At 60.5% G+C, this 20989-nt stretch carries 20 protein-coding genes, 1 pseudogene and 1 other annotated feature; of the genes and pseudogenes, 9 read left to right on the plus strand and 12 right to left on the minus strand.

The window, feature by feature from the left end; genetic code table 11:
* The first annotated feature begins 58 nt into the window (after positions 1-58).
* From FFS60_RS22570 to FFS60_RS28895, 8 genes are all read left to right on the plus strand, one after another.
* Positions 59-1840, plus strand: a complete 1782-nt coding sequence (locus FFS60_RS22570) for a copper resistance system multicopper oxidase (protein WP_137823203.1) — start codon at positions 59-61, stop codon at positions 1838-1840.
* 12 nt (positions 1841-1852) lie between these two features.
* The gene (locus tag FFS60_RS22575; RefSeq protein ID WP_051246602.1) at positions 1853-2155 is read left to right on the plus strand and encodes a hypothetical protein; all 303 of its coding nucleotides are present in this window, start codon (positions 1853-1855) and stop codon (positions 2153-2155) included.
* Positions 2145-3116 carry a copper resistance protein B gene (locus FFS60_RS22580; protein WP_028628381.1) on the plus strand — a complete coding sequence of 324 codons (972 nt, stop codon included), beginning with the start codon at positions 2145-2147 and terminating at the stop codon, positions 3114-3116. Before FFS60_RS22575 ends, FFS60_RS22580 begins: the two co-directional genes overlap by 11 nt.
* A gap of 9 nt (positions 3117-3125) precedes the next feature.
* On the plus strand, positions 3126-3980 hold the full coding sequence (locus FFS60_RS22585) for a c-type cytochrome (RefSeq protein ID WP_137823204.1): 855 nt from the start codon (positions 3126-3128) through the stop codon (positions 3978-3980).
* Positions 3970-4428 (plus strand): DUF411 domain-containing protein, encoded by a 459-nt coding sequence (locus FFS60_RS22590; protein ID WP_028628383.1) that lies wholly within the window; start codon positions 3970-3972, stop codon positions 4426-4428. Before FFS60_RS22585 ends, FFS60_RS22590 begins: the two co-directional genes overlap by 11 nt.
* A 183-nt stretch (positions 4429-4611) precedes the next feature.
* Positions 4612-5145, plus strand: a complete 534-nt coding sequence (locus FFS60_RS22595; protein ID WP_137823205.1) for a quinol oxidase — start codon at positions 4612-4614, stop codon at positions 5143-5145.
* Positions 5146-5148: 3 nt separating this feature from the next.
* Positions 5149-5778, plus strand: coding sequence for a hypothetical protein (locus FFS60_RS22600; RefSeq protein ID WP_036997310.1), 630 nt, complete (start codon positions 5149-5151; stop codon positions 5776-5778).
* 15 nt (positions 5779-5793) lie between these two features.
* Entirely contained in the window at positions 5794-6825 is a 1032-nt protein-coding gene (locus FFS60_RS28895) for an SRPBCC family protein (protein ID WP_211228795.1), read from the plus strand.
* A 228-nt stretch (positions 6826-7053) separates the two neighbouring features.
* On the opposite strand, the gene FFS60_RS22615 is transcribed toward FFS60_RS28895, so the two are convergent.
* The 12 genes from FFS60_RS22615 to FFS60_RS22670 form a co-directional block, all read right to left on the minus strand.
* Positions 7054-8379, minus strand: coding sequence for an OprD family porin (locus tag FFS60_RS22615; RefSeq protein WP_137823206.1), 1326 nt, complete (start codon positions 8377-8379; stop codon positions 7054-7056).
* 185 nt (positions 8380-8564) lie between these two features.
* Positions 8565-8897, minus strand: a complete 333-nt coding sequence (locus FFS60_RS22620) for a DUF2790 domain-containing protein (protein ID WP_028628387.1) — start codon at positions 8895-8897, stop codon at positions 8565-8567.
* Positions 8898-9147: 250 nt separating this feature from the next.
* Positions 9148-12312: an efflux RND transporter permease subunit gene (locus FFS60_RS22625; RefSeq protein ID WP_137823207.1), complete on the minus strand. Its 3165-nt coding sequence runs from the start codon at positions 12310-12312 to the stop codon at positions 9148-9150.
* On the minus strand, positions 12309-13790 hold the full coding sequence (locus FFS60_RS22630) for an efflux RND transporter periplasmic adaptor subunit (protein ID WP_137823208.1): 1482 nt from the start codon (positions 13788-13790) through the stop codon (positions 12309-12311). The genes FFS60_RS22625 and FFS60_RS22630 overlap by 4 nt, the downstream gene beginning before the upstream one ends.
* Entirely contained in the window at positions 13787-15040 is a 1254-nt protein-coding gene (locus FFS60_RS22635; protein ID WP_028628389.1) for a TolC family protein, read from the minus strand. Before FFS60_RS22635 ends, FFS60_RS22630 begins: the two co-directional genes overlap by 4 nt.
* 97 nt (positions 15041-15137) lie before the next feature.
* On the minus strand, positions 15138-15470 hold the full coding sequence (locus FFS60_RS22640; protein ID WP_028628390.1) for a hypothetical protein: 333 nt from the start codon (positions 15468-15470) through the stop codon (positions 15138-15140).
* Between the two features lie 230 nt (positions 15471-15700).
* Positions 15701-16360 carry an isoprenylcysteine carboxylmethyltransferase family protein gene (locus tag FFS60_RS22645; protein ID WP_028628391.1) on the minus strand — a complete coding sequence of 220 codons (660 nt, stop codon included), beginning with the start codon at positions 16358-16360 and terminating at the stop codon, positions 15701-15703.
* The gene (locus tag FFS60_RS22650; protein ID WP_028628392.1) at positions 16357-16632 is read right to left on the minus strand and encodes a DUF2933 domain-containing protein; all 276 of its coding nucleotides are present in this window, start codon (positions 16630-16632) and stop codon (positions 16357-16359) included. Before FFS60_RS22650 ends, FFS60_RS22645 begins: the two co-directional genes overlap by 4 nt.
* Before the next feature lie 25 nt (positions 16633-16657).
* Positions 16658-17122 carry a hypothetical protein gene (locus FFS60_RS22655; protein ID WP_137823209.1) on the minus strand — a complete coding sequence of 155 codons (465 nt, stop codon included), beginning with the start codon at positions 17120-17122 and terminating at the stop codon, positions 16658-16660.
* A 155-nt stretch (positions 17123-17277) separates the two neighbouring features.
* The gene (locus tag FFS60_RS22660; RefSeq protein WP_256658130.1) at positions 17278-18321 is read right to left on the minus strand and encodes a beta-propeller fold lactonase family protein; all 1044 of its coding nucleotides are present in this window, start codon (positions 18319-18321) and stop codon (positions 17278-17280) included.
* Positions 18322-18461: 140 nt separating this feature from the next.
* The gene (locus tag FFS60_RS22665) at positions 18462-19205 is read right to left on the minus strand and encodes a cytochrome c biogenesis CcdA family protein (RefSeq protein ID WP_137823210.1); all 744 of its coding nucleotides are present in this window, start codon (positions 19203-19205) and stop codon (positions 18462-18464) included.
* A gap of 6 nt (positions 19206-19211) precedes the next feature.
* Positions 19212-19829 (minus strand): TlpA disulfide reductase family protein, encoded by a 618-nt coding sequence (locus FFS60_RS22670; protein WP_137823211.1) that lies wholly within the window; start codon positions 19827-19829, stop codon positions 19212-19214.
* 247 nt (positions 19830-20076) lie between these two features.
* On the opposite strand from FFS60_RS22670, the pseudogene FFS60_RS22675 reads away from it, so the two are divergent.
* Positions 20077-20989 (plus strand): annotated as a pseudogene (locus FFS60_RS22675) (IS3 family transposase); the annotation flags it as partial.
* Positions 20355-20471, plus strand: a sequence feature (AL1L pseudoknot). (Overlaps the previous pseudogene by 117 nt.)

A 20989-nucleotide genomic window follows, 5' to 3' on the forward strand; every position in this document is an offset into this window, starting at 1 on the left:
TGCCTGATCACGCTGGCTGTTCCGCGCTGGCTCCATTGACTGATTGGACATACACGGCATGCATTGCAAAACCTCAAGGCGAACCTTCGTCAAGGGCCTGGCCGCCGGCGGCATTCTGGGCGGACTGGGTCTTTGGCGCACTCCTGTCTGGGCGGTGACCAGCCCTGGTCAGCCCACTGTGCTGAGCGGTACGGAATTCGACCTGTTCATTGGTGAAACCCCAGTGAACATCACGGGCTCCGCGCGTACGGCCATGACGATCAATGGCACCATTCCTGGGCCGATTCTGCGTTGGCGCGAGGGGGATACGGTCACCCTGCGCGTGCGCAACCGCCTGAGCGAAGACACCTCCATTCACTGGCACGGCATCATCCTGCCGGCCAACATGGACGGCGTGCCGGGCTTGAGCTTCCACGGCATCGCCCCGGACGGGATGTATGAGTACAAGTTCAAGGTCCACCAGAACGGCACCTACTGGTACCACAGCCACTCCGGGTTGCAGGAACAGGTCGGCGTCTACGGCCCCATCGTGATCGAACCGAAGGAACCCGAGTCGTTCCAGTACGACCGCGACTACGTGGTGATGCTGAGTGACTGGACCGACGAGAACCCGGCTCGCGTCATGGCCAAGCTGAAGAAACAGTCGGACTACTACAACTTCCACAAGCGCACCGTTGGTGACTTCATCAACGATGTGAGCGAGAAAGGTTGGGCCGCCACCGTGGCGGACCGGAAGATGTGGGCCGAGATGAAGATGAGCCCCACCGATCTCGCCGACGTCAGCGGCTACACCTATACCTATCTCATGAACGGCCAGGCGCCGGATGGCAACTGGACCGGCCTGTTCAAATCGGGCGAAAAGATTCGTCTGCGCTTCATCAACGGCTCAGGCATGAGCTACTTCGACGTGCGCATTCCGGGGCTGAAAATGACCGTGGTGGCCGCCGACGGCCAGCACGTCAAGCCGGTCAGCGTCGATGAGTTCCGCATTGCGGTGGCGGAAACCTACGACGTTATCGTCGAGCCCTCCAACGAGCAGGCCTACACCATCTTCGCCCAGTCCATGGACCGTACCGGCTACGCCCGTGGGACCCTGGCTGTGCGTGACGGGCTGAGTGCCCCCGTGCCTGAGATTGATCCCCGCCCGTTAATCGCCATGGGCGACATGGGCATGGACCATGGCAGCATGGGTGGTATGGATCACGGCAGCATGGCCGGTATGGACCACAGCAATATGGCTGGGATGGACCACAGCGCCATGCAGGGCGATATGGCCGGTATGGACCACAGCAAGATGGCTGGCATGGGTGGCCAGATGCAGGCCCACCCGGCATCCGAAACCGACAACCCGTTGGTCGACATGCAGACCATGACCCCAACCCACAAGTTGGATGATCCGGGGATTGGCTTGCGCGGCAACGGCCGTCGTGTGCTGACTTACTCCGATCTCCGCAGCACCTTCATCGATCCGGATGGCCGAGAGCCCAGCCGCACCATTGAACTGCACCTGACCGGCCACATGGAGAAATTCTCCTGGTCGTTCGACGGCATCAAATTCTCCGATGCTGAACCGCTGCGCCTCAAGTATGGCGAGCGCGTCCGCATCACCCTGGTCAACGACACCATGATGACTCACCCCATCCACCTTCACGGCATGTGGAGCGACCTGGAGGATGAGAACGGCAATTTCATAGTGCGCAAGCACACCATCGACATGCCGCCCGGCTCGAAGCGCAGCTACCGCGTTACAGCGGACGCCTTGGGTCGTTGGGCCTATCACTGCCACCTGTTGTTCCACATGGAAATGGGCATGTTCCGTGAAGTCCGTGTGGACGAGTAAAGGAGACTTTCAATGAGCAAATTCATGAAGCGCAAAACCTTCGGTGGCAGTGTTCTGTCCGTAACCTTGATGGCAGCCCTGCTGGTACCCGCCGCGATGGCAGGTGAGAAGACTCACGCCGACCACCAGAAGGGCCAGGTGGCTGACGCGCAGCAAATGGACCATAGCCAGATGAACCACGGGCAGATGGATCACAGCAAGATGAAGTCGATGGACCATGACGGTATGGACCACAGCAAGATGAACGATCACGGCTCGATGAAGCACGAGCACAACACGGACAAGGCTAAAGCGAGCCAGGACCATGATCACTAGGATTTCAGCTCCATCCGCTCTGGCGTTGGTTGTCTCGCTCAGCGCCCTGAGCGCAGGCCTGGCAACTGCTGCTGAGGAAATGGACCACAGCAAGATGGACCATGGCCAGATGCAGGGCATGGACCACAGCAAGATGAACCATGACCAGATGCAGGGCATGGATCACAGTAAAATGAACCATGACCAGATGCAGGGCATGGATCACGGCAAGATGGACCAAGGTTCGGCGGAGACGGCCCCCACCACGACCAGTCGGACGCCTATTCCGGTTCTGACCGATGCCGATCGCGAAGCGGCCTTCCCCCCGCTGCCGGGACACGGCATTCATGACAGCAAGGTCAACACCTTCTTCCTGCTCGACCAACTGGAGTATCAGGACGCCGACGAGGGCAGCGTGCTCAGTTGGGATGCTTCTGGCTGGATTGGTGGCGACGTCGACCGCCTCTGGCTGCGGTCGGAAGGTGAGCGTACTAACGGGGTGACCGAAGAGGCCGAAGTTCAGGCGCTCTGGGGGCACTCCATCGGCCCTTGGTGGGATGTCGTCACCGGTGTTCGCCAGGACTTCAAACCCGGGTCGCCACAAACCTGGGGTGCCTTCGGTCTCCAAGGTATGGCGCTCTACGCGTTCGAGGCCGAAGCTACCGCTTTCGTTGGCGAAAATGGCCAGACCGCTGCGCGGTTGGAAGGCGACTACGACATTCTGCTCACCAATCGGCTGATCCTACAGCCGACCGCAGAAATGAATTTCTACGGCAAGAACGATCACGAGCGTGGCGTTGGTTCGGGACTGGCCAACACGGAAGTCGGTCTGCGCCTGCGCTACGAAATCCTCCGCGAGTTTGCCCCGTACATCGGTGTCACCTGGAGCCGCTCCTACGGCAACACCGCCGACATGCTGCGCGACGACGGTGAGGACGTAGACGAGGCACGCTTTGTTGCAGGTATCCGGATGTGGTTTTGAGAGTCTGACATGAAAAGAACAATTAAGACGTTAGCCATTGCGAGCACTGTGGGTTTTGTTGGAATCATGGGCGTCGCCTATTTTGGTGTCGTCAACGTAGGCGCTGACGATCCCCACCTAGCCCCAGTTCACGCCTTCCTGACGATGGTCCGGGAGCGTTCGATCGCGGTGCGTGCACGAGATCTCGAAGTGCCGAACCTGAATGATGAGGCGCTGATTCGCGCCGGCGCTGGTAACTACAACTCCATGTGTATTGGTTGCCACCTCGCTCCCGGCGTGGCTCAGACCGAGTTGAGCCAGAGTCTCTATCCAGCACCGCCTAACCTGACCAAGGTGGGCGTGGATGGCAATCCGGCCAACGCCTTCTGGATCATCAAGCATGGCATCAAGGCCACGGGCATGCCGGCCTGGGGCAAGAGCATGGGTGATCAGTACATCTGGGGCATGGTGGCGTTCCTGCAGCAGCTTCCTTCCCTGGACGCAGAGCAGTACCGCACGCTAGTGGCCAGCAGCAGCGGCCACCAGCACGGCGGCGGTGAAACCCAGATGCACAACCACGAAGGCCAGCACGGCGACAATGTGTCCGCGGGCGAAGATCACCATGGCGGTGAGGCGGCGAGCCAGGCAGGCGATGATCACCATGGCGCCGGACAGGCTGCTGAAGATCACCACGCCGGTGAGTCGGCCAGCCAGCAAGCGGACCATCATGCGGCTGAACCGGCCGCCCAGGGTGGTACCGGTCACCATGGCGGCGCAGAAGGCGAGGCTAACCATCACGAGATGGAGCAGGCGCAAGACGAAGCAGCACCGGCGCCGAAAACCCACACCCATGCCGATGGCAAAGAGCACGTCCATGAAAGCTAAGTCTCATCGAGCTTTGCGACTTGTCGCACTCGCTTCGCTGTTCATGGTTTCTGCCGCCCAGGCTGCGGAATCCCTAACAGTTGATGTCCACCGTAGCGCCAGTTGCGGCTGCTGCAAAAAATGGGTGGAGCACCTGGAAGCCAATGGTTTCAAGGTGATCGATCATGTCGAGTCGGATATGGCCTCAGTCAAGCAGCGCCTCGGCGTCGCTCCACGGTTGGCGTCCTGCCATACCGCGGTGATTGACGGCAAATTCATCGAGGGTCATGTCCCGGCTGCGCAAGTCGTCGAGCTCAGCAAGCGCTCTGATCTGCGAGGCATTGCCGTCCCGGGGATGCCGGCAGGTTCTCCCGGCATGGAAGTGGGCGGGAAACAAGACGCCTATCAGGTCATCGGATTGACCCAGGCGGGTACCGACCAGGTAATCGCCGACTACCCGGCCCAGTAACTTCGAGTCCGAGCGGCACGCCCGGCCAGCCATCAGGTTGGCCGGGATTTCCATTTTTGCTCCCCCTCACCCCGCGGCAGCACTGCTCTAAACTCTAAGTGGGTGCTCGATGTTCCATGATGAGTTCAGGACTCAGCGGAAGATCGGCACAGCAACAACATTGTCCCGGAGGCTCTGCAGCCAATGTCGCGACCAGTGTTCCGTTGCGCAGAGACCGATAGTGCGGCCCTGGCTCAGGCTTCAGGACGCTGGCTCCGTGTCCTCTCCGTCATATCTTTTCGCGTGCACGACCAGCGGGTCGCAAGAATACCCGCCAAGTTACTTCAGGGTGTCATTGTCGTCGCCTTGCTTTCGCCTGCCGCGGTGGCTACCGGGGCGACCGACAGCGTCTCGCCTGCGCGTGCAGCTGCAGATGACCTGCAACGGGTGGCTATCGTCGGTGGCAGCTATTTCTTCCAGCCTGACCATGTCGTTGTCAAAGCGGGCCGCCCCTTAGAGCTGGCCGTGCGCGTGGAGGCCGGCATAATCCCGCACCGGTTCGTCTTGGAAACCGTCGACGGAAGATCTCTGGCGGATGTGCCGATCAATGAGACGACGAAAGTTCTGCGCTTTGAATTGCCGGCAGGGAAATACCTGTTCCAGTGCCCCAATCGGCTGCTGTTCTTCAAGAGTCATCGCGAGCGCGGTATGGCCGGCGTGCTTGAGGTCAAGGAGTAGCCAGTGCGATGGCGTGCTCTGCTCATTGCGCTACTTATCGGTGAAGCCATGGCTGACCCACTTGCCGACGCGGTCATTCGCTTCCAGGAACTGAGCACCTATCAAGCCACTGTGCGCTCGATGGCGGCTAACGGCGAGCGGCAGGTCATACGTTATTTCTTCCGAAAGCCCGGGTGGGTCAGGATGGAGTTCGCTGAGCCCCACAGAGGCGCCGTACTGATCTACGATCCCGAGGCGCGTCGTATTCGCCTCTGGCCATTCGGCCTGAATAATCCCTTAGCGCTCCCCCTGGCCCCGGACAATCCTTTGGTGCTTAGCCCCCGCGGCCACCGGGTCGATCGCTCCGATGTGGGGGTCTTGCTGGATAATCTCGTCGCGCTGCGTGCACGTGGCAACGTGGTCGCCCTGGGCGCTGCCGTCGTGTCTGGGCATCCTGCAGTTGGCATCGAGATTGTCGGCGCAGTCGCCGTCAGCGTTGCCGGCGTTCATCGTTTTCAAGTCTGGTTGGCACAAGACAGTTTGTTCCCGCTAAGGGTCAAGAGCTTTGACGTAGAGAACAAGCTGATGGAGACCGTTGACCTGACCGACGTGGCGATCGGCGTCCGATTCGCCGAGGACTTTTTCACCCCTTGAACGGGCGGATTGAGCATGGCCGGACGGGATTGTTATCACTACCACCTGGTCACGCGATGGCAGCTCGAAGCCCCCCTCGAATCCGTGTGGGATGCGATCTATAACGCCGAAGCTTGGCCGACCTGGTGGCAAGGTGTTCAGTGCGTCGAGACCCTGGATCGCGGAAATGCCGACGGTCTGGGGGCGCGGCAGCGCTATGTCTGGAAAAGCGCGCTGCCTTACCGTTTGGAATTTGTCTCACGGGTGACCCGGGTGGAGCGCCTGCGCCTGCTGGAGGGGCGGGTTGAAGGGGACCTCGAAGGAATCGGCTGCTGGCACTTCAGCCAAGAAGCAGGACTGACCACATTGTGCTTCGACTGGCGGGTGCGTACCACCGAGCGCTGGATGAACCTGCTCAGCCCGATGGCGGAACCCATCTTTCGCTGGAGCCACGGCGCCCTCATGCACAAGGGCGGCATGGGCCTGGCCAAACACCTGCATGCGCGACTCAGAACCTCGGCCACACGTTCCCACAGTGCAACTGGCTGGCTGGGGCGGGGTGGTGGTCGTGCGGCGCCGCCTTTCAAGCTGCTTGGTCCTCTGCATGCGCAGCCGTCGCACGTGGTTGCAGGGGTGACGGGCATTACGGCGGGCATTTTGGCGACCGCGGTGCAAATACTCATGTGGTGGATGGGCGGCACGCCGCTGCTGCCGACGCTGCTACGGGATGCGCGGCTAACCGCAGCGATCGTCCTGGGCCCTTCGATTCTGGTGACAGTACCCGCGTGGCGCTGGGACATCCTGATGGTCGCGACACTGATTCATTTCGGCCTGTCCATCCTCTACGCCGCCATCGCCATGCTCTTCGCCTACCGACCCACCACGCCAGTCGCCCTCGTAGCAGGCGGACTCTATGGCGTACTGCTGTACGGCCTCAACTTGTATGCATTTACCGCGCTCTATCCGTGGTTCACGCAAGTGCGGGGCTGGGACACCTTGTTGACTCATGTGTTTTTCGGGATGGCCTTGATCGGCGGATGCAGGCTCTTTGCGTCTCAGGCAACCTAGGAACCAACCGCCCGCTGGGCATTCGCCAGTGAGCTTGTAGCGTCGTTCAACGTGGCCGTCTAATCAGGTCCACGGAGCAGCACGGATTGAGCCGTCATCCCAGGTGAACGTTTCGCCGGAAGAAAAAAGGGCGCCCGCAGGCGCCGAGAATTACCTCCAAGGGAGCACAATGGAGGTAATGGTGACGGATCGGGGTGAACGCCTTGCGAACAGATCACCCAGTGTCACTTACAACACTTCAAGCGGATATTCGACGATCAGCCGGAACTCATCGAGGTCCGATTCAAAGTCGGTGGCGCGCGTGGTGGCTTGGCGGATACGGAAGGACAGGTCCTTGAGCGAGCCAGTTTGGACCACGTACTTGGCCTCGATATCCCGCTCCCAGCGCTTCTGATTAGTCAGCGGATCGCCATTGGCATCCCGGCGCATGTAGACAGCGTTGGCATTGGTGTAATCCGCGTCCCAGCCCTGCGCATAGCGGGTCATGAAGCTCAGGCCGGGGACGCCAAAGGATTCCATGTCCAGGTCGTAGCGGACCTGCCAGGATTGCTCCTTCGGCGAGTTGAAGTCGCTGTACTGGATGGAGTTGTCCAGGTAGATCGAATCGGACTGCCGCAGGTAATCGAAGTCATCGTCACCGTTGTTGCGCTGATAGGCCACGATGACGCTGTGGGCGCCGAACTTCACTCCGGCCTTGCCACTCCAGATGTTGTTGTCGAAGCTGCCGAGCAGCTGTTTGCCCTCGTCAACAGCCTTGTAATAGTTGAACCCACCGATCAGCGCCACGTCATCCGCCAGCGGATAGCTCAGCGTGGTGCCGAAGTAGTACTGGTTCCAGGCATCCTTGAGGCGGCTGGTGTAGAGGCTGACGGCAACGTTGTCATTCACCGAGTAGTCGCCGCCGAAGTAGGCGATCCAGGGCGAGTCCACCTCGCCGGCGTAGAAGGTTGCAAAACCATCCCGCATGCTGCTGGAGTTGGGCTGGCTCATCGCATGCAGGCGCCCACCCTGCAGGGTCAGTCCTTCGATGCTGGTGTTGGCCAGGGTGATCCCCCGGAAACTTTCCGGAAGCAGCCTCGAATCGCCGTATTGCACCACCGGTGTCACCGGGAACACATTACCGGCTTTGATGACGGTATCCATGTAGCGGGCTTTAACCGCACCCCCGACCTTGGAGTAATCATCCTCGGGTTGACCAGCGCTGTTGTAGGGCATGACGTCAACCGAACCGCCGGCACCGGATCGGCCGTCACCCGAGTCGAGCTTGATCCCCAGCATGGCGAATGCATCGATACCAACGCCTACGGTACCTTCGGTGAAGCCGGACTCGAACCGGCCCATGATTCCATGGGCCCACTCTTCGGAAAAGCCGTTACCGGTGCGACTCGACTGCCCTTTGCGGAAATCGCGATTGAAGTAAAGGTTGCGGTTGAGGATGGTGAGGCTGCTGCCCTCAATGAAGCCTTCTGGTTTTGGCTCATCGGCCATTGCGCCGTGCCCAACGCCGATACCCAACGCAATGAGCGATAGGCCAAACAGGCTCTTGTTGTTCATTTTGTACTCCTGGCGTGATTGGCAGTTCTTCTATTACTGGTTTCTTATTAAGAACAAGTGGTGCGCTCAGTCCGCTGATACGCACCACGGACATGGTTCCACACGCCAACTAACGCCAAGATGACTTCAAAATTACTTTTCTGTCAGTGAAAAGTAAGGAAGTCGAGCTCGAAATGACTCATTTATCAGCCGCCATGGGGGCAACCAAAGCCTTGAACGCGATACTCAATTGTGTGCAGTTCGCCCCGGGAATCCTCATAAGTCATGCGCGCCGGCCCTACGCCGCAGGCACTGCTGCTGGGCGTGACGCTGACCACCTTGGCGATGTCCAGATTCATCCCGTACTTGTAGTGCCGTACTTCCGGCGCAGCTTTACCTTGTGCTTCAGCATACTGCGCCATGGCTTTCTCATTGGACTGAAGCATTCTCCCAAATACCCGATCAGCCCCGCCTTCAGCCAATGTCAAGGATGAAACTGCCAGAAGCGATATCGCCATGACTGTTTGGATTGTTTTCATTCCATTCACCTTAATTTCGGTTTGCCCACTGGAATGCTAGAAAATCCACCTGTCATCAAGCTGAGGCGAAAATTACATTTTGGTAAGCGACATGCCAGAAACAGGCAGATATAGGAGGCAAGCGGTAATCCGCCGGGTTCTTGTTGTTGCTGGATATTAAAATTCGAGCAGCATTGGAAGTAAATAAAGTCGAAATTACAACCCCAACTGCAGGAAGAACTTTTGCTTCCTGCAGTTGGTTTGTCCCTACCTAAGGTCGCGCAGAAACTGCGCGGCGACTGTTCACGTGAGGGTGTAGGTGCCGACGCCGCATCAGGTAGTAGGCGGCCGGCAGCACGAACAGCGATAGCAAGGGCGCGGTCACCATGCCGCCGACCATGGGCGCGGCAATGCGGCTCATGATTTCGCTGCCGGTACCGCTGCCCCAGAGGATCGGCAGCAGGCCGGCGATGATCACCGCCACCGTCATCGCCTTCGGTCGCACACGTTGCACGGCGCCTTCGCGAATCGCTGCGAGCAGACCCTCCTCAGTAACGTCGCCGGCGTCTTCGCGTTCGGCCCAGGCATTCTTCAGGTAGAGCAGCATGATCACGCCGAACTCGGCGGCGACGCCGGCCAAGGCAATGAAGCCGACGCCGGTGGCCACTGACAGGTTGTAGCCGAGCACATAGAGGAACCACATTCCGCCGGTCAGGGCGAAGGGCAAGGTGGCCATGATCAGCAAGGCCTCGTCGAAACGGGCAAAGGTCAAGTAAAGCAGGACGAAGATGATCAGCAGCGTGGCCGGCACCACCAGCTTGAGCCGGGCATTGGCCCGTTCGAGAAACTCGAACTGCCCCGAGTAGGTGAGGCTCATCCTCGGTTTTAGCTCGACCTGTTCGCTGACGACCTGGCGCAGGTCGGCCACCACCGAGGCGATATCCCGACCACGCACGTCGATGTAGACCCAGCCGGAGGGCCGGGCATTTTCGCTTTTCAACATGGGTGGACCGTCAGTGGTCTTGATCCTGGCCACCATGCCCAAGGTGATTTGCAGGCCCTGCGGAGTGAAGATCGGCAGCTGCTCCAGAGCCTCTGGCGAATCCCGCCACTCCCGTGGGTAGCGCACGCTGATCGGGAAGCGCGCCAGACCTTCGATGGTTTCGCCGATGTTCTCGCCGCCGATGGCACTTGCCACGATGGACTGGACGTCAGCGATGTTTAGTCCATAGCGCGCGGCGGCCTGGCGGTCGATGTCGATATCGACGTAACGTCCGCCGGTGAGGCGCTCGGCCAGCGCCGAGCTGACACCAGGTACCGTCTTGGCGACCTGTTCCACTGCCTGCGTAACGGCATCGATGTGAGCCAGGTTGGGGCCGGCGACCTTAACCCCAATCGGGCTCTTGATCCCGGTGGCAAGCATGTCGATACGGTTGCGGATCGGTGGAATCCAGATGTTGGTCAGTCCCGGCACTTTCACCACCCGGTCCAGTTCTTCCACCAGCTTTTCCGGGGTCATGCCCGCGCGCCATTCTTCGCGCGGCTTGAACTGGATAGTGGTCTCGAACATCTCCAATGGCGCCGGGTCGGTGGCCGTCTCAGCACGGCCTGCCTTGCCAAAGACGTGTTTGACTTCCGGTACCGTCTTGATCAGGCGATCGGTCACCTGAAGCAGCTGGCTGGCCTTCTGTGCGGACAGGCCCGGCAGTGCCGAGGGCATGTAGAGCAAGTCGCCTTCGTCTAGGGGGGGGAGGAACTCACCGCCCAACCGTGAGATCGGCCACAGGGCGCTGACAAAGACCACTACAGCCACCACCAAGGTCAGTTTGGGATTGCGTAGCACCCACTCCAGTGCGGGCTCGTAAATTCGGATCAGCCCGCGATTCAGCGGGTTCTGCTCTTCCTTGGGAATGCGCCCACGAATCCAGTAGCCCATCAGCACCGGAACCAAGGTCACCGACAGCCCGGCAGCTGTCGCCATGGCGTAGGTCTTGGTGAAGGCCAATGGTCCGAACAGGCGGCCCTCCTGCGCCTCCAGGGTGAACACCGGGATAAAGGACAGGGTGATGATCAGCAGGCAGAAGAACAGCGCCGGCCCGACCTCGGCGGCGGCATCGGTCATCACGTGCCAGTGCTGCGGGCCCTTCAGCTCCTCGCCTGGGTGTTCGGCATGCCACGCCTCAATCTTCTTGTGGGCGTTCTCAATCATCACCACCGCGGCGTCCACCATGGCACCGATGGCAATGGCGATCCCGCCCAGGGACATGATGTCGGCGTTGATCCCTTGCTTCTGCATGATGATGAAGGCGATGAGCACGCCGATCGGTAGAGAGATGATCGCCACCAGCGAGGAGCGTATGTGCCAGAGGAACACTGCACAGACCAAAGCGACCACGATGAACTCCAGCAGCAGCTTGTGGCTGAGGTTTGACACCGCGCGATCAATCAACAGGCTACGGTCGTAGGTCGTCACGATTTCCACGCCGGCCGGCAGGCTTTTCTGAAGCTCGTCCAACTTGGCTTTCACTGAGGCGATGGTCTCGCGAGCGTTCTTACCGCTGCGCAAGATAACCACTCCGCCGACCGTCTCGCCCTGGCCATCTAACTCGGTAATTCCGCGACGCATCTCCGGCCCTTGCTGAATGGTTGCCACGTCTCCGAGGGTGACCGGTACACTGCCGTTGACGAGTTTGAGCGGCACGGCGCGGAAATCGTCCAGCGATTTCAGGTAACCGGTGGCGCGTACCATGAACTCGGCTTCAGCCAGGGTCAGCACGGCGCCCCCGGTTTCCTGGTTGGCCTTGCCGATGGCCTCGATCACTGCATCCTGGGTGATGCTCTGACTGGCCAGACGCACCGGATCGAGCACCACCTGGTATTGCTTGACCATGCCACCCACGGTGGCCACCTCAGCGACGTTGGGCAGGGTCTTCAGTTCAAACTTGAGGAACCAGTCCTGCAAGGCGCGCAATTGCGCCAGGTCGTGCCTACCGCTGCGGTCCACCAGGGCGTACTGGAAGATCCAGCCAACCCCAGTGGCATCCGGACCCAGCGCCGGTTTCGCGGTGGCCGGCAGGCGGCTCTGGATCTGGCTGAGGTATTCCAACACGCGGGAACGGGCCCAGTACAAGTCGGTGCCATCCTCGAAAATCACATAAACGAAGCTGTCTCCGAAGAAGGAATAGCCCCGCACCGTTTTCGCCCCCGGGACCGAAAGCATGGTGGTCGCCAGCGGATAGGTGACCTGGTTCTCGACAATTTGTGGCGCCTGGCCCGGATAAGGTGTGCGGATGATCACCTGGACGTCGGAGAGGTCGGGCAGCGCATCCATCGGCATGTTCTGCACCGACCAGACGCCCCAAGCGGTGGCGAACAGGGTGGCCAGTATGATCAGGAAGCGGTTGGCGACCGACCAGCGAATCAGCGCGGCAATCATGGCTGGCCTCCGAGCTTCTCAACGCGCTCGACCACCAGACCACTGTCGGTCTGGCGCACCGTGACACGGACCTTGTCACCAGCCTTGATGCCAACCATCAGGGTGGGATCGGCCAGCGGGTAGGCCATGGTCATGCCCGGCATGCCCACTGTCTCGAATGGCCCATGGGCCAGGGTAATGCTGGCAGCGTCGATCGCCATGACCTGCGCCTCGGCTTCGTCCCGCACGGGGGCGGCAGTGGAGGTGGGTTTGCTTTCGGTGGGCGCGGTCAGGCCCTTGAGGCTGGCCTCGGAATCCAGCAGGAATTGCCCGGAAGCGACCACCTGCTGGCCCTCCGTGAGCCCTTGGGTCACCCCGATGCGACCGGCGCTCTCCGGCCCCAGCCGGACCTCCACCGGCCGGTAGCGACCGCCGTCCTCGGCAAGCATGACCAAAGCGCGGCGGCCCGTGCGCATGACGGCTTCGCTGGACACCCACAGGACGCTCTGCGCGGTAGAACGATTCAAACGGACCTGGGCCGTCAGGCCGGGGCGCAGGCGGCCATCGGGATTGGGTAATTCGACCCGTACCCGCAGCGTGCGGCTGTCCGGGTTGGTTTCTGGCAGAATCGCATCGACTGTCCCGGCGAGCACTTCGCCAGGAAAGGCCGGCAGGCGTGCTTCGACCGTCTGGCCTTGCGCAATCGAGCCAGCTTCTGATTCTGGGACGGCAAGGGTCAGCCAGACGCTGCTCAGACTATTGATCCGGGCCAGATTGGTGCCGGCCGCCACCGTCATGCCGGTGCGCACGTCCAGTTCCTGGATGACGCCACCAATCGGACTGCTCAACGTCAGAACTGGTCGGGACTTGCCGCTGCGTTCGACCTGGCTGATCAGTGCCGCCGGCATGCCCAGGAGTTGCAGGCGCTGACGTGCCGCTGCCAACAGAGCGGCATCGCCGTTGTGTTTCAGTGCAAGGAACTCTTCCTGGGCGGCGGCCCAGTCCGGGATCAACAGGTCCACCAGCGGCGCCCCGGCTTTGAGTACATCCCCTGGCGCCCGGGCGTAGACCCGCTCGACGAAGCCGCCAGCACGTGCCTGGACTACCGCAACCTCACGTTCGTTGAGGGCCAGCACACCGACCACATCCAGGCTCTTGGCAAGGGGGCCGCGAGTGACGGTGGCCAGTCGCACTCCCAGGTTCTGCGTCAGACTGGGGTCAATGCTAATGGCGGTGCTGTCGGCGCCTTCGTCGGCATACTTGGGCATCAACTCCATGTCCATGAAGGGCGACTTACCCGGCTTGTCGAACTTCTGCTGCGGATTCATGGGGTCGTACCAGTACAGCACCTTGCGTCCGTCCTGAGCGCCGGTGGCGTGCTCGGCTGTAGCGTTGGAAGCGTCGTCCATGCCGGAGGAGGCGTACCAGTAACCGCCTGCTAACCCCAGGGCGACCGAGAGGCCGCTCAGCAGCGCACCTTTCCAGAATTGTGCGCTCATTGGTGAATCTCCCCGTAGGTGAAGTGGAGCCTGGCGCCGGTCAGGGCACGCTGGCCCTCGACGTCGATGTGATTCAGACGTGCCTCAATCAGCTCGCGGCGCGCCGCAATAACGGAGGACAGGTCGCCCGTGCCGGCGCGGTAGCTGGCCGTGGTCAGGTCGACCTTCTCTTTCGCCAGCGGCAGCAGGCTGTCCTGGCTGCGACGGACCGAGCGATTCAGGCGCTCGTATTCAGCAAGGTCCGCTTCCAGTTGCTGGGCGCTTTCCCGTGTACGAGCCTCGCGCTCTGCCTCCAGTTGGTTGAGTTCGGCACGGCGGGCAGCGATCGTGGGGTTCTGCCGGGACCCTGGAAACAGCGGTAGGTCGAAGGTGAACTCCACGCTCACCATGTCGCCAAACTCACGGGCCCGGCGTTGGTAGTCGACCTCCCAGCTCCAGTCGGGCTTCTTCTCCGCCTCTGCCTCTCGCACTTTGGCTTCGGCCTCGCCGGTGATGTGCGCATAAGCTGCCAGCTCAGGATTCCGCTCCAGCTTGCCGGCATATTCCGCAGCCGTAATCGGCCAGACTGGCAGTTCGCCGACCAAGGGCTCGTCCGCGGCCGGGCCGATCCAGCGGCGCAGCGCAGCACGTGCCACGGCCCGCTGGCGAACCAGTTCGTCCTCCTGCTCGGCGAGTTGGGCCGCCTCCTGTTTCGCGGTCACCGCATCCGCTGCCTGGGCCCGTCCCCCGGCAATTTGCGCGTTTACCGTGGTGGCCAGGAGCCGATTCTCCCGGAACAACTCGCCAAAGAGCGCTTGCTTGCGCTCCACCGAATAACGGGTGATCCAGGCTTCAGCAGTGCCTTGGCGAATCTTCAGACGCTCAATGCGGCCATCCGCGGCAGCGCGATCTACGGCTGCATTGGCGACCTCACTGCGCGCCCGACGCTTGTCGCCGTTGGGCATTTCTTGCATGACCCCAACCATCTGCATGGTCATGAAGTCTTCCTTGAGGGACCAGCGGTCGGCGCCGCCAACGGGGTAGTTCTGCACGCCGAGAATCAATTTTGGGTCCGGCAGTTCACCGGCAGGAATGGCAGCACTGCTGGCGGCTTGCAGTTTGTACGTCTGGGCGGCGAGAGATGGAGCGTTGTCCTCGGCCAGCCGCAAGGCTTCATCGAGGGTCAAGTCGGCGGCGTGGCTGGGTGCGCCAATTACAGATGCCACCATGGCGGCGATTGGCCAGCCTGTGCGATAGCGTGTGGGGTTCATCGTCACGATTCCTGTGAAGCTCCGCTGCGCGGCTTACGGCACGAACGGAGATTAGCTGCGCCGCGTGAGTAGGGCGGCAGTCAGTAGGGAACAGGAATCAAACGCAGGGGGGATGCCAGATGCTGGATGGCGTTCGTTCAGGCAGGAAATCGCTGATGGAGGTCGTTGCTACGGGGAAAGCCAGGTCCAAAACAGGCTTCAGGAATCTCACCTGCAGGATGCTGACGGTCTTGCATTCCATGCCAGGCTTGCAGAGCTTGCCATTATCGGAATTGCCGTGACAGCAGTCCGCGCCCGTGTACATCACTTTGCTCATGCTCGCGGACTTCATCGGGCAGGGCGCCGACGGCGACTGTTCGCCCGCCATCCCGTTGAAAGGAAGCGCAAAGCTAAACAGCAGAAACAGACACAGGCGCAGGTAGCGTTGCATGTGGGGCAGTTTAGACCGGGTTCTGGGGGCTAACTATTACGATTCTGTAAGGCTTGGAAAGCGTTCGCCGAGGTTGATCGAGGGCTCTAAGTTGCCCATTTTTGGCGCTCGCGTTCGCCCCTTGCTCCCGACAGAGGCCTAGTCTGCTCGTTTATGGAACTCTCACACCGGATTCCTCTGTGTGTCGTGGCTCTTGTGTGATTCAGATCGAAGCTTTCCTGCCCCATGCTTCAGCCTCCCTGACCCGCACTGAACCTATCTCGAAAGCGCGGAATGAACCTAGGTGTAGCACGGGCATATGCGTCGTAGGCAGCGCCGAATTCCTTGCGCATATCCCTCTCTTCGGTAACCGCCAAGCGCCCGTACATCACCAGCAACACAGGGAACATCGCCAGAGTCAGAAGGGTTGGCCACTGAAGCAGAAAGCCCAGGAGGATCAGCACAAAGGCTACGTACTGAGGATGCCGGACCCACGCGTAGGGCCCAGCTGTGGCGAGAGAGTGACGGCGTTGCGCGTGATAGAGCACGTTCCACGCGGCCGAAAGCAGATAGAAGCCGAAGCCCAGGAACACGTAGCTCGCAATGTGCAGCGCACTGAAATGCGGATTGCCCGTGTCACCCAACAACGTCGACCACAGATGCCCAGAGTCGTGGGAAAGCAGATCGAGGTTGGGGAACTTGGACTGCAGCCAGCCTGACATCAGATAAATCGTCAGGGGGAAGCCATACATCTCCACGAACAGGGCGACGATGAACGCAGAAAACGCGCCGAAGCTCCTCCAGTCTCTTGCCGTCGCGGGTTTGAAGAAACTGAATGCAAACATTATGAAGATCGCTGAATTGATGAAAACCAGCGCCCAGAGACCATATGCGGATTCACCATGGTTCATAAGGGATCTCCCGGTTTACGGGTATCGGGCTTCCCGGAGGCGGCAGAGTTGCTCTGGCCTTGGTGATGGTGCCCACCGTGTCCTCGGTGCATGAAGACATGCATCAGCGGGCAGGCGAGCAACAGCAGAAACGGTAGGGCGCCGACAACATGGACGAGGTGCTCGGTCAGCAGGAAATAGACGGCGACTCCACCTATCACCACGAGACCGATTGCGTAACGTGAAGTCCAGAAGCTGGGTGGCGAACCGTGTTCATCGGAATGATGGTTCATAGCGTCTCCTCGGCATGGTGAAGTGCTACTTCGACGGTGTGGGAGGCTTGCGGTCCATCATCATCTGCATCATGGATTCCATCATGTCCATGCGCTTCTCCATCATCTGCTGACATGCGGCCATATCACCGTCCATACCCTTGCCGCCTTGCATTCCACCCATACCCGACATTCCACCACCCATGGACTTCATCATGGCCATGCCGCCCTTCATCAGCGTCATATGCTCGGCCATCAGCGCCTGACGCTCTTCCGGGGTTTTCGCTGCAGCCATCTTTTCGTGCATGGCTTGCATGGCCTTCATGTGCTGGTCCATCGCCGCCATTTGCCCTTTGTCCATTTGCTGGGCAGGGGGCATCTTCTCAGTGGCCTCTGAACCAGAGGCATTGGCCGGGTGATGCGCCGAGTGTTCATCGGTGTTTTGCGCCATGGTCCCCGCAGACGCAGCAGCCATGCAGAGCCCGATCAGTACATTGCGAATCTTAGACATCATCATCTCCTTAACCATGCTCGAAAATTTGTGCGGTAGCCGCAGCATCACGGCTATCGGTTGAGTCGTAGTCAGGTCGCTCGAACTTCGTTTAAACGACCCCGTCTTTGCCACAAGACTTGGTTTTGGTGCCATCCCCACGGCAGATCGAAGGGCTATTCGGCTTTCGGCGGCTTGTAGCTGATCCCGTTCGGGCCAGCGCCGACCTTGTGTGTGCCAACGACCTTGCGGCTGTTCGTATCAATTACGGATACGGTGCCCGCTTCAATATTGCTGACAAACACATAAGCGCCATCTGTGCTGATGGCCACACCATGAGCGCCCCGGCCGGTGGTCACGGTGCCAATGCTGCTGCGTGTTTGGGGATCGACGATGGAGACTCGATCGTCCGGGTTCTGGCCACTGCCTTGGTTCGCCACATAGACCTGGAGACCATCAACGGTGGCCATCATCTGGATCGGCGTACGGCCCACATCAACCTTGCCGATCACCTCGCGCTCGGCTGTGTCGATGATGCCGAGCTGGTTCGCTGCACTGAGCGACACGAACGCCAGGCGGCCGTCGGGGGCAAAGCCCACCTGGACAGGACCGTTACCCACTGGAATTTGCGCGGTCTCCTTGAGCGTGGTGACATCGATAAGCGAGACGCTGTCGCTCCGCATATTGGCGACGTAGAGCGTTTGGCCATCTGGGCTCAAGCGCAGCCCATGGGGATAGCGCCCAGTCGGAATGCCAGGTAGTTCGACCTGCTTTTTCAGGTCGAAAACCCGCACCCGGTTGGCGGCGGAATCGGTAACAAAGGCGCGCTGCCCAGTAGAGTCAGTGACCACATGAGCCGGGTGATTGCCGGCTGGCAGGCTGAACTGCGGTCTATCCAGCCCGGCGGTACTGAATACCAGCAACTGCCCACTGGCCTTTTCACCACTCGAATGTCCGGCATGTCCGGATATCCCAACGACCAAAAGCAAGCTGCCATCGGGTGACACCTGCACGTTGTGCGGGGAAATCGGCAAGGCGACCGTGCTGATCACGCCTGTATCGAGGTCTACCTGGCTTATGGACGCCGCCCGCTCGTTGGCGGTGTAGACGCTGCCAGTCGGGTTTGCCAGGGCAAGGCTCAGGTGTGCTGCAAGGGATATACCTAAGGCCAGAGAGGTAAACCGCTTAGCGTTCATCGTGGTGTCTCCAACGAAGGACATGGTCTTGAGCCAGACAGGCCTAAACCGATGCTCAAGCTAAGCGCCAATCGCGAAGTAGTTTGTTGATCGCGGTCAACGATCTCTACCGGGCTCGATACTGAGTGATCGAACGCGCAAATTTTCTAGGTGAGTACCGCCAGCTAGCCGATCCTGCCGAGGATGGGAAACACCTCCAGCAGCCACCAGGCAAAGTCGGTCAACTGGCCCGTGACCATGGCCGTCCCCATGAGAATCAGGATGACGCCAGCCCCTATGTGAATGACCCGACTCCAACGGCGAAGGCGTTTCAGGTGGGCAAGGAAGTGGTTTGTGAACCAGGCCGTCAGCAGGAATGGGAGCCCCAGGCCGAGCGAGTAGATCGACAGCAGTGCAACGCCACTGGCGCCAGTACTGCCAGTGGCGGCACTCAGCGTCAGGATGCTGCCCAGGATCGGGCCGATACAAGGCGTCCAGCCAAAGGCGAAAGCGATTCCCAATACATAGGCCGCCAGCGGTCCTCCGCTGGATTTGAGCTGGTGGACGAAGCGCACGTCCATATTCAGCCAGCGCGGGTTGATCAGGCCGGTGATGAACAAGCCAAAGGCGATCACGATGATGCCGCCAACCAGGTTGGTCTCCTGCCGATAGGCGATCAGCAGCCGGCTGATGGCGGTGGCGCTGGCCCCCAGGGCAATGAAGATGGTGGAAAAGCCCAGCACGAAGCTCAGGCTCATGCCGATCACCGCGAGCCGTTCCTGGCGGCTTTCCAGAACCTGCAATTCGTCCACCGAGCGACCGGCAATGAAGGACATGTAGCCTGGTACCAAGGGCAGCACACAGGGCGACAGGAACGAAATCATTCCCGCGGCAAACGCGCTGAGGATGCCGATTTCGCTAAGGCTCATCGCAGACTATTTCCTCGCTGTGGAGGCCATCAGTTCCTGCACATACTCAATGACCTCCGGGCTGTCCCACTCGGCCGCTCCGGCTTTGCGGCCTATTTCCCGCCCCTCGCGGTCCAGCAGCAGGGTGACCGGCAAGCCAAAGGCGCCGAGGCTTTGGATGGTTCGCATCTGCTCATCGAGGTAGATCTGGAGGTGCTGGATACCGATCTCCCGGTAGAAGTCTCGGACCACGTCCAGCCCGCCTTGATCAAGAGAGAGCGCCACCACCTGGAAGTCATTGCCTCCGAGCTTGGCCTGGAGGCGATCCAAGGTCGGCATTTCCTGACGGCAGGGGACGCACCAGGTGGCCCACAGGTTGAGCAGAACCACCTTGCCGCGGAAGTCAGCCAGGCTGAGTGGCTTCCCTTCTCCATCGACGAAACTGACTGCATCCAGCGGTTTGGGCTCAGGCCAAATGATCAACCCCGCCCGAGTGCCGGTTTCCGTAGATGGCTCGGCGCCGAATGAAAGACGCGCCCCGACCAAAGGCAAGACAAGGCACAGCAGCCAGCAGGTCCGTAGGTACCAGGACAGTTCCGTGAAACCTGAGGCCAGGTGCGTGGAGCGGTGAAAGGCGCAGGTCATGGCACACCTCACGAGCAGCTGTCCGTTCAAACCACCGGAACGGCACTGGCTGGCTGCAGTCACCAGGAAGCAAGGTTGCTATTGGGACTATAGCAGTGCCGACTCGCCGTTTAAGTGGCCCCTTGCCATTCCTCGACGCGGACTCTCTAATCGGCGTCTCAGGCAAAGGAGGCTGATATGGCACTGTTGGATGAGATTGAATCGCCCCGGGTTTCGTGGAGGCCTCAACTCTTGAGAAGATGAGGCCATGAGAAAGACTACGACCTACTCCCCTGAAGTCCGTGAACGTGCCGTGCGCATGGTTCTGGAGCACCTGAACGACTACCCCTCCGAGTGGGCGGCCATTGAGGCCATTGCCCCGAAGATCGGCTGTGCAGCGCAAACCCTGCATGGCTGGATTCGTCGCCATCAGACCGATGCCGGCCAACGTCCTGGGCCGACCACTGACGAGCGTGAACGCATCAAAGCCCTGGAGCGCGAAAATCGCGAGCTGCGCAAAGCCAACGAGATTCTGCGCCTGGCCAGTGCGTATTTTGCCCAGGCGGAGCTCGACCGCCGCACCAAGTCCTGAGGGCCTTTGTCGATCAGCATCGTGACCGTCTCGGGGTCGAGTCGATCTGCCGTGTCTTGCGGATCGCCCCGTCCGGTTACCGCAAGCACGCGGCGCAGCAACGCAACCCGGCACTGCGCTGCTGCCGTGCTCGGCGCGATGACGCATTGACCCTGGAAATCCAGCGCGTATGGGACGACAACATGCAGTGCTATGGCGCGGTGAAGGTCTGGAAGCAGCTGCGGCGAGAAGGCATCGAGGCTGCCAGATGCACGGTAGAGCGATTGATGCGTCTGGCTGGATTGCAGGGCATAAGGCGCGGCCAGATCCTGCGCACAACGGTGGCCGGCGACAAGTCGCTCTGCCCGCTGGATCGCGTGCAGCGCCAGTTCCATGCCGACCGCCCAAATCAACTGTGGGTATCGGACTTCACGTATGTGTCGACCTGGCAGGGCTGGCTGTATGTGGCCTTCGTGATTGACGTGTTTGCGCGGCGGATCGTCGGCTGGCGAGTCAGTACCAGCATGAAGACCGACTTCGTACTGGATGCCCTGGAGCAAGCCCTGTATGCCCGCCAGCCACACCGTGCCGGTGGACTGATTCATCACAG

Origin of the sequence: Pseudomonas sp. D(2018), assembly GCF_005502555.1 — a bacterium.
In the GTDB taxonomy this organism is placed as follows: domain Bacteria; phylum Pseudomonadota; class Gammaproteobacteria; order Pseudomonadales; family Pseudomonadaceae; genus Metapseudomonas; species Metapseudomonas resinovorans.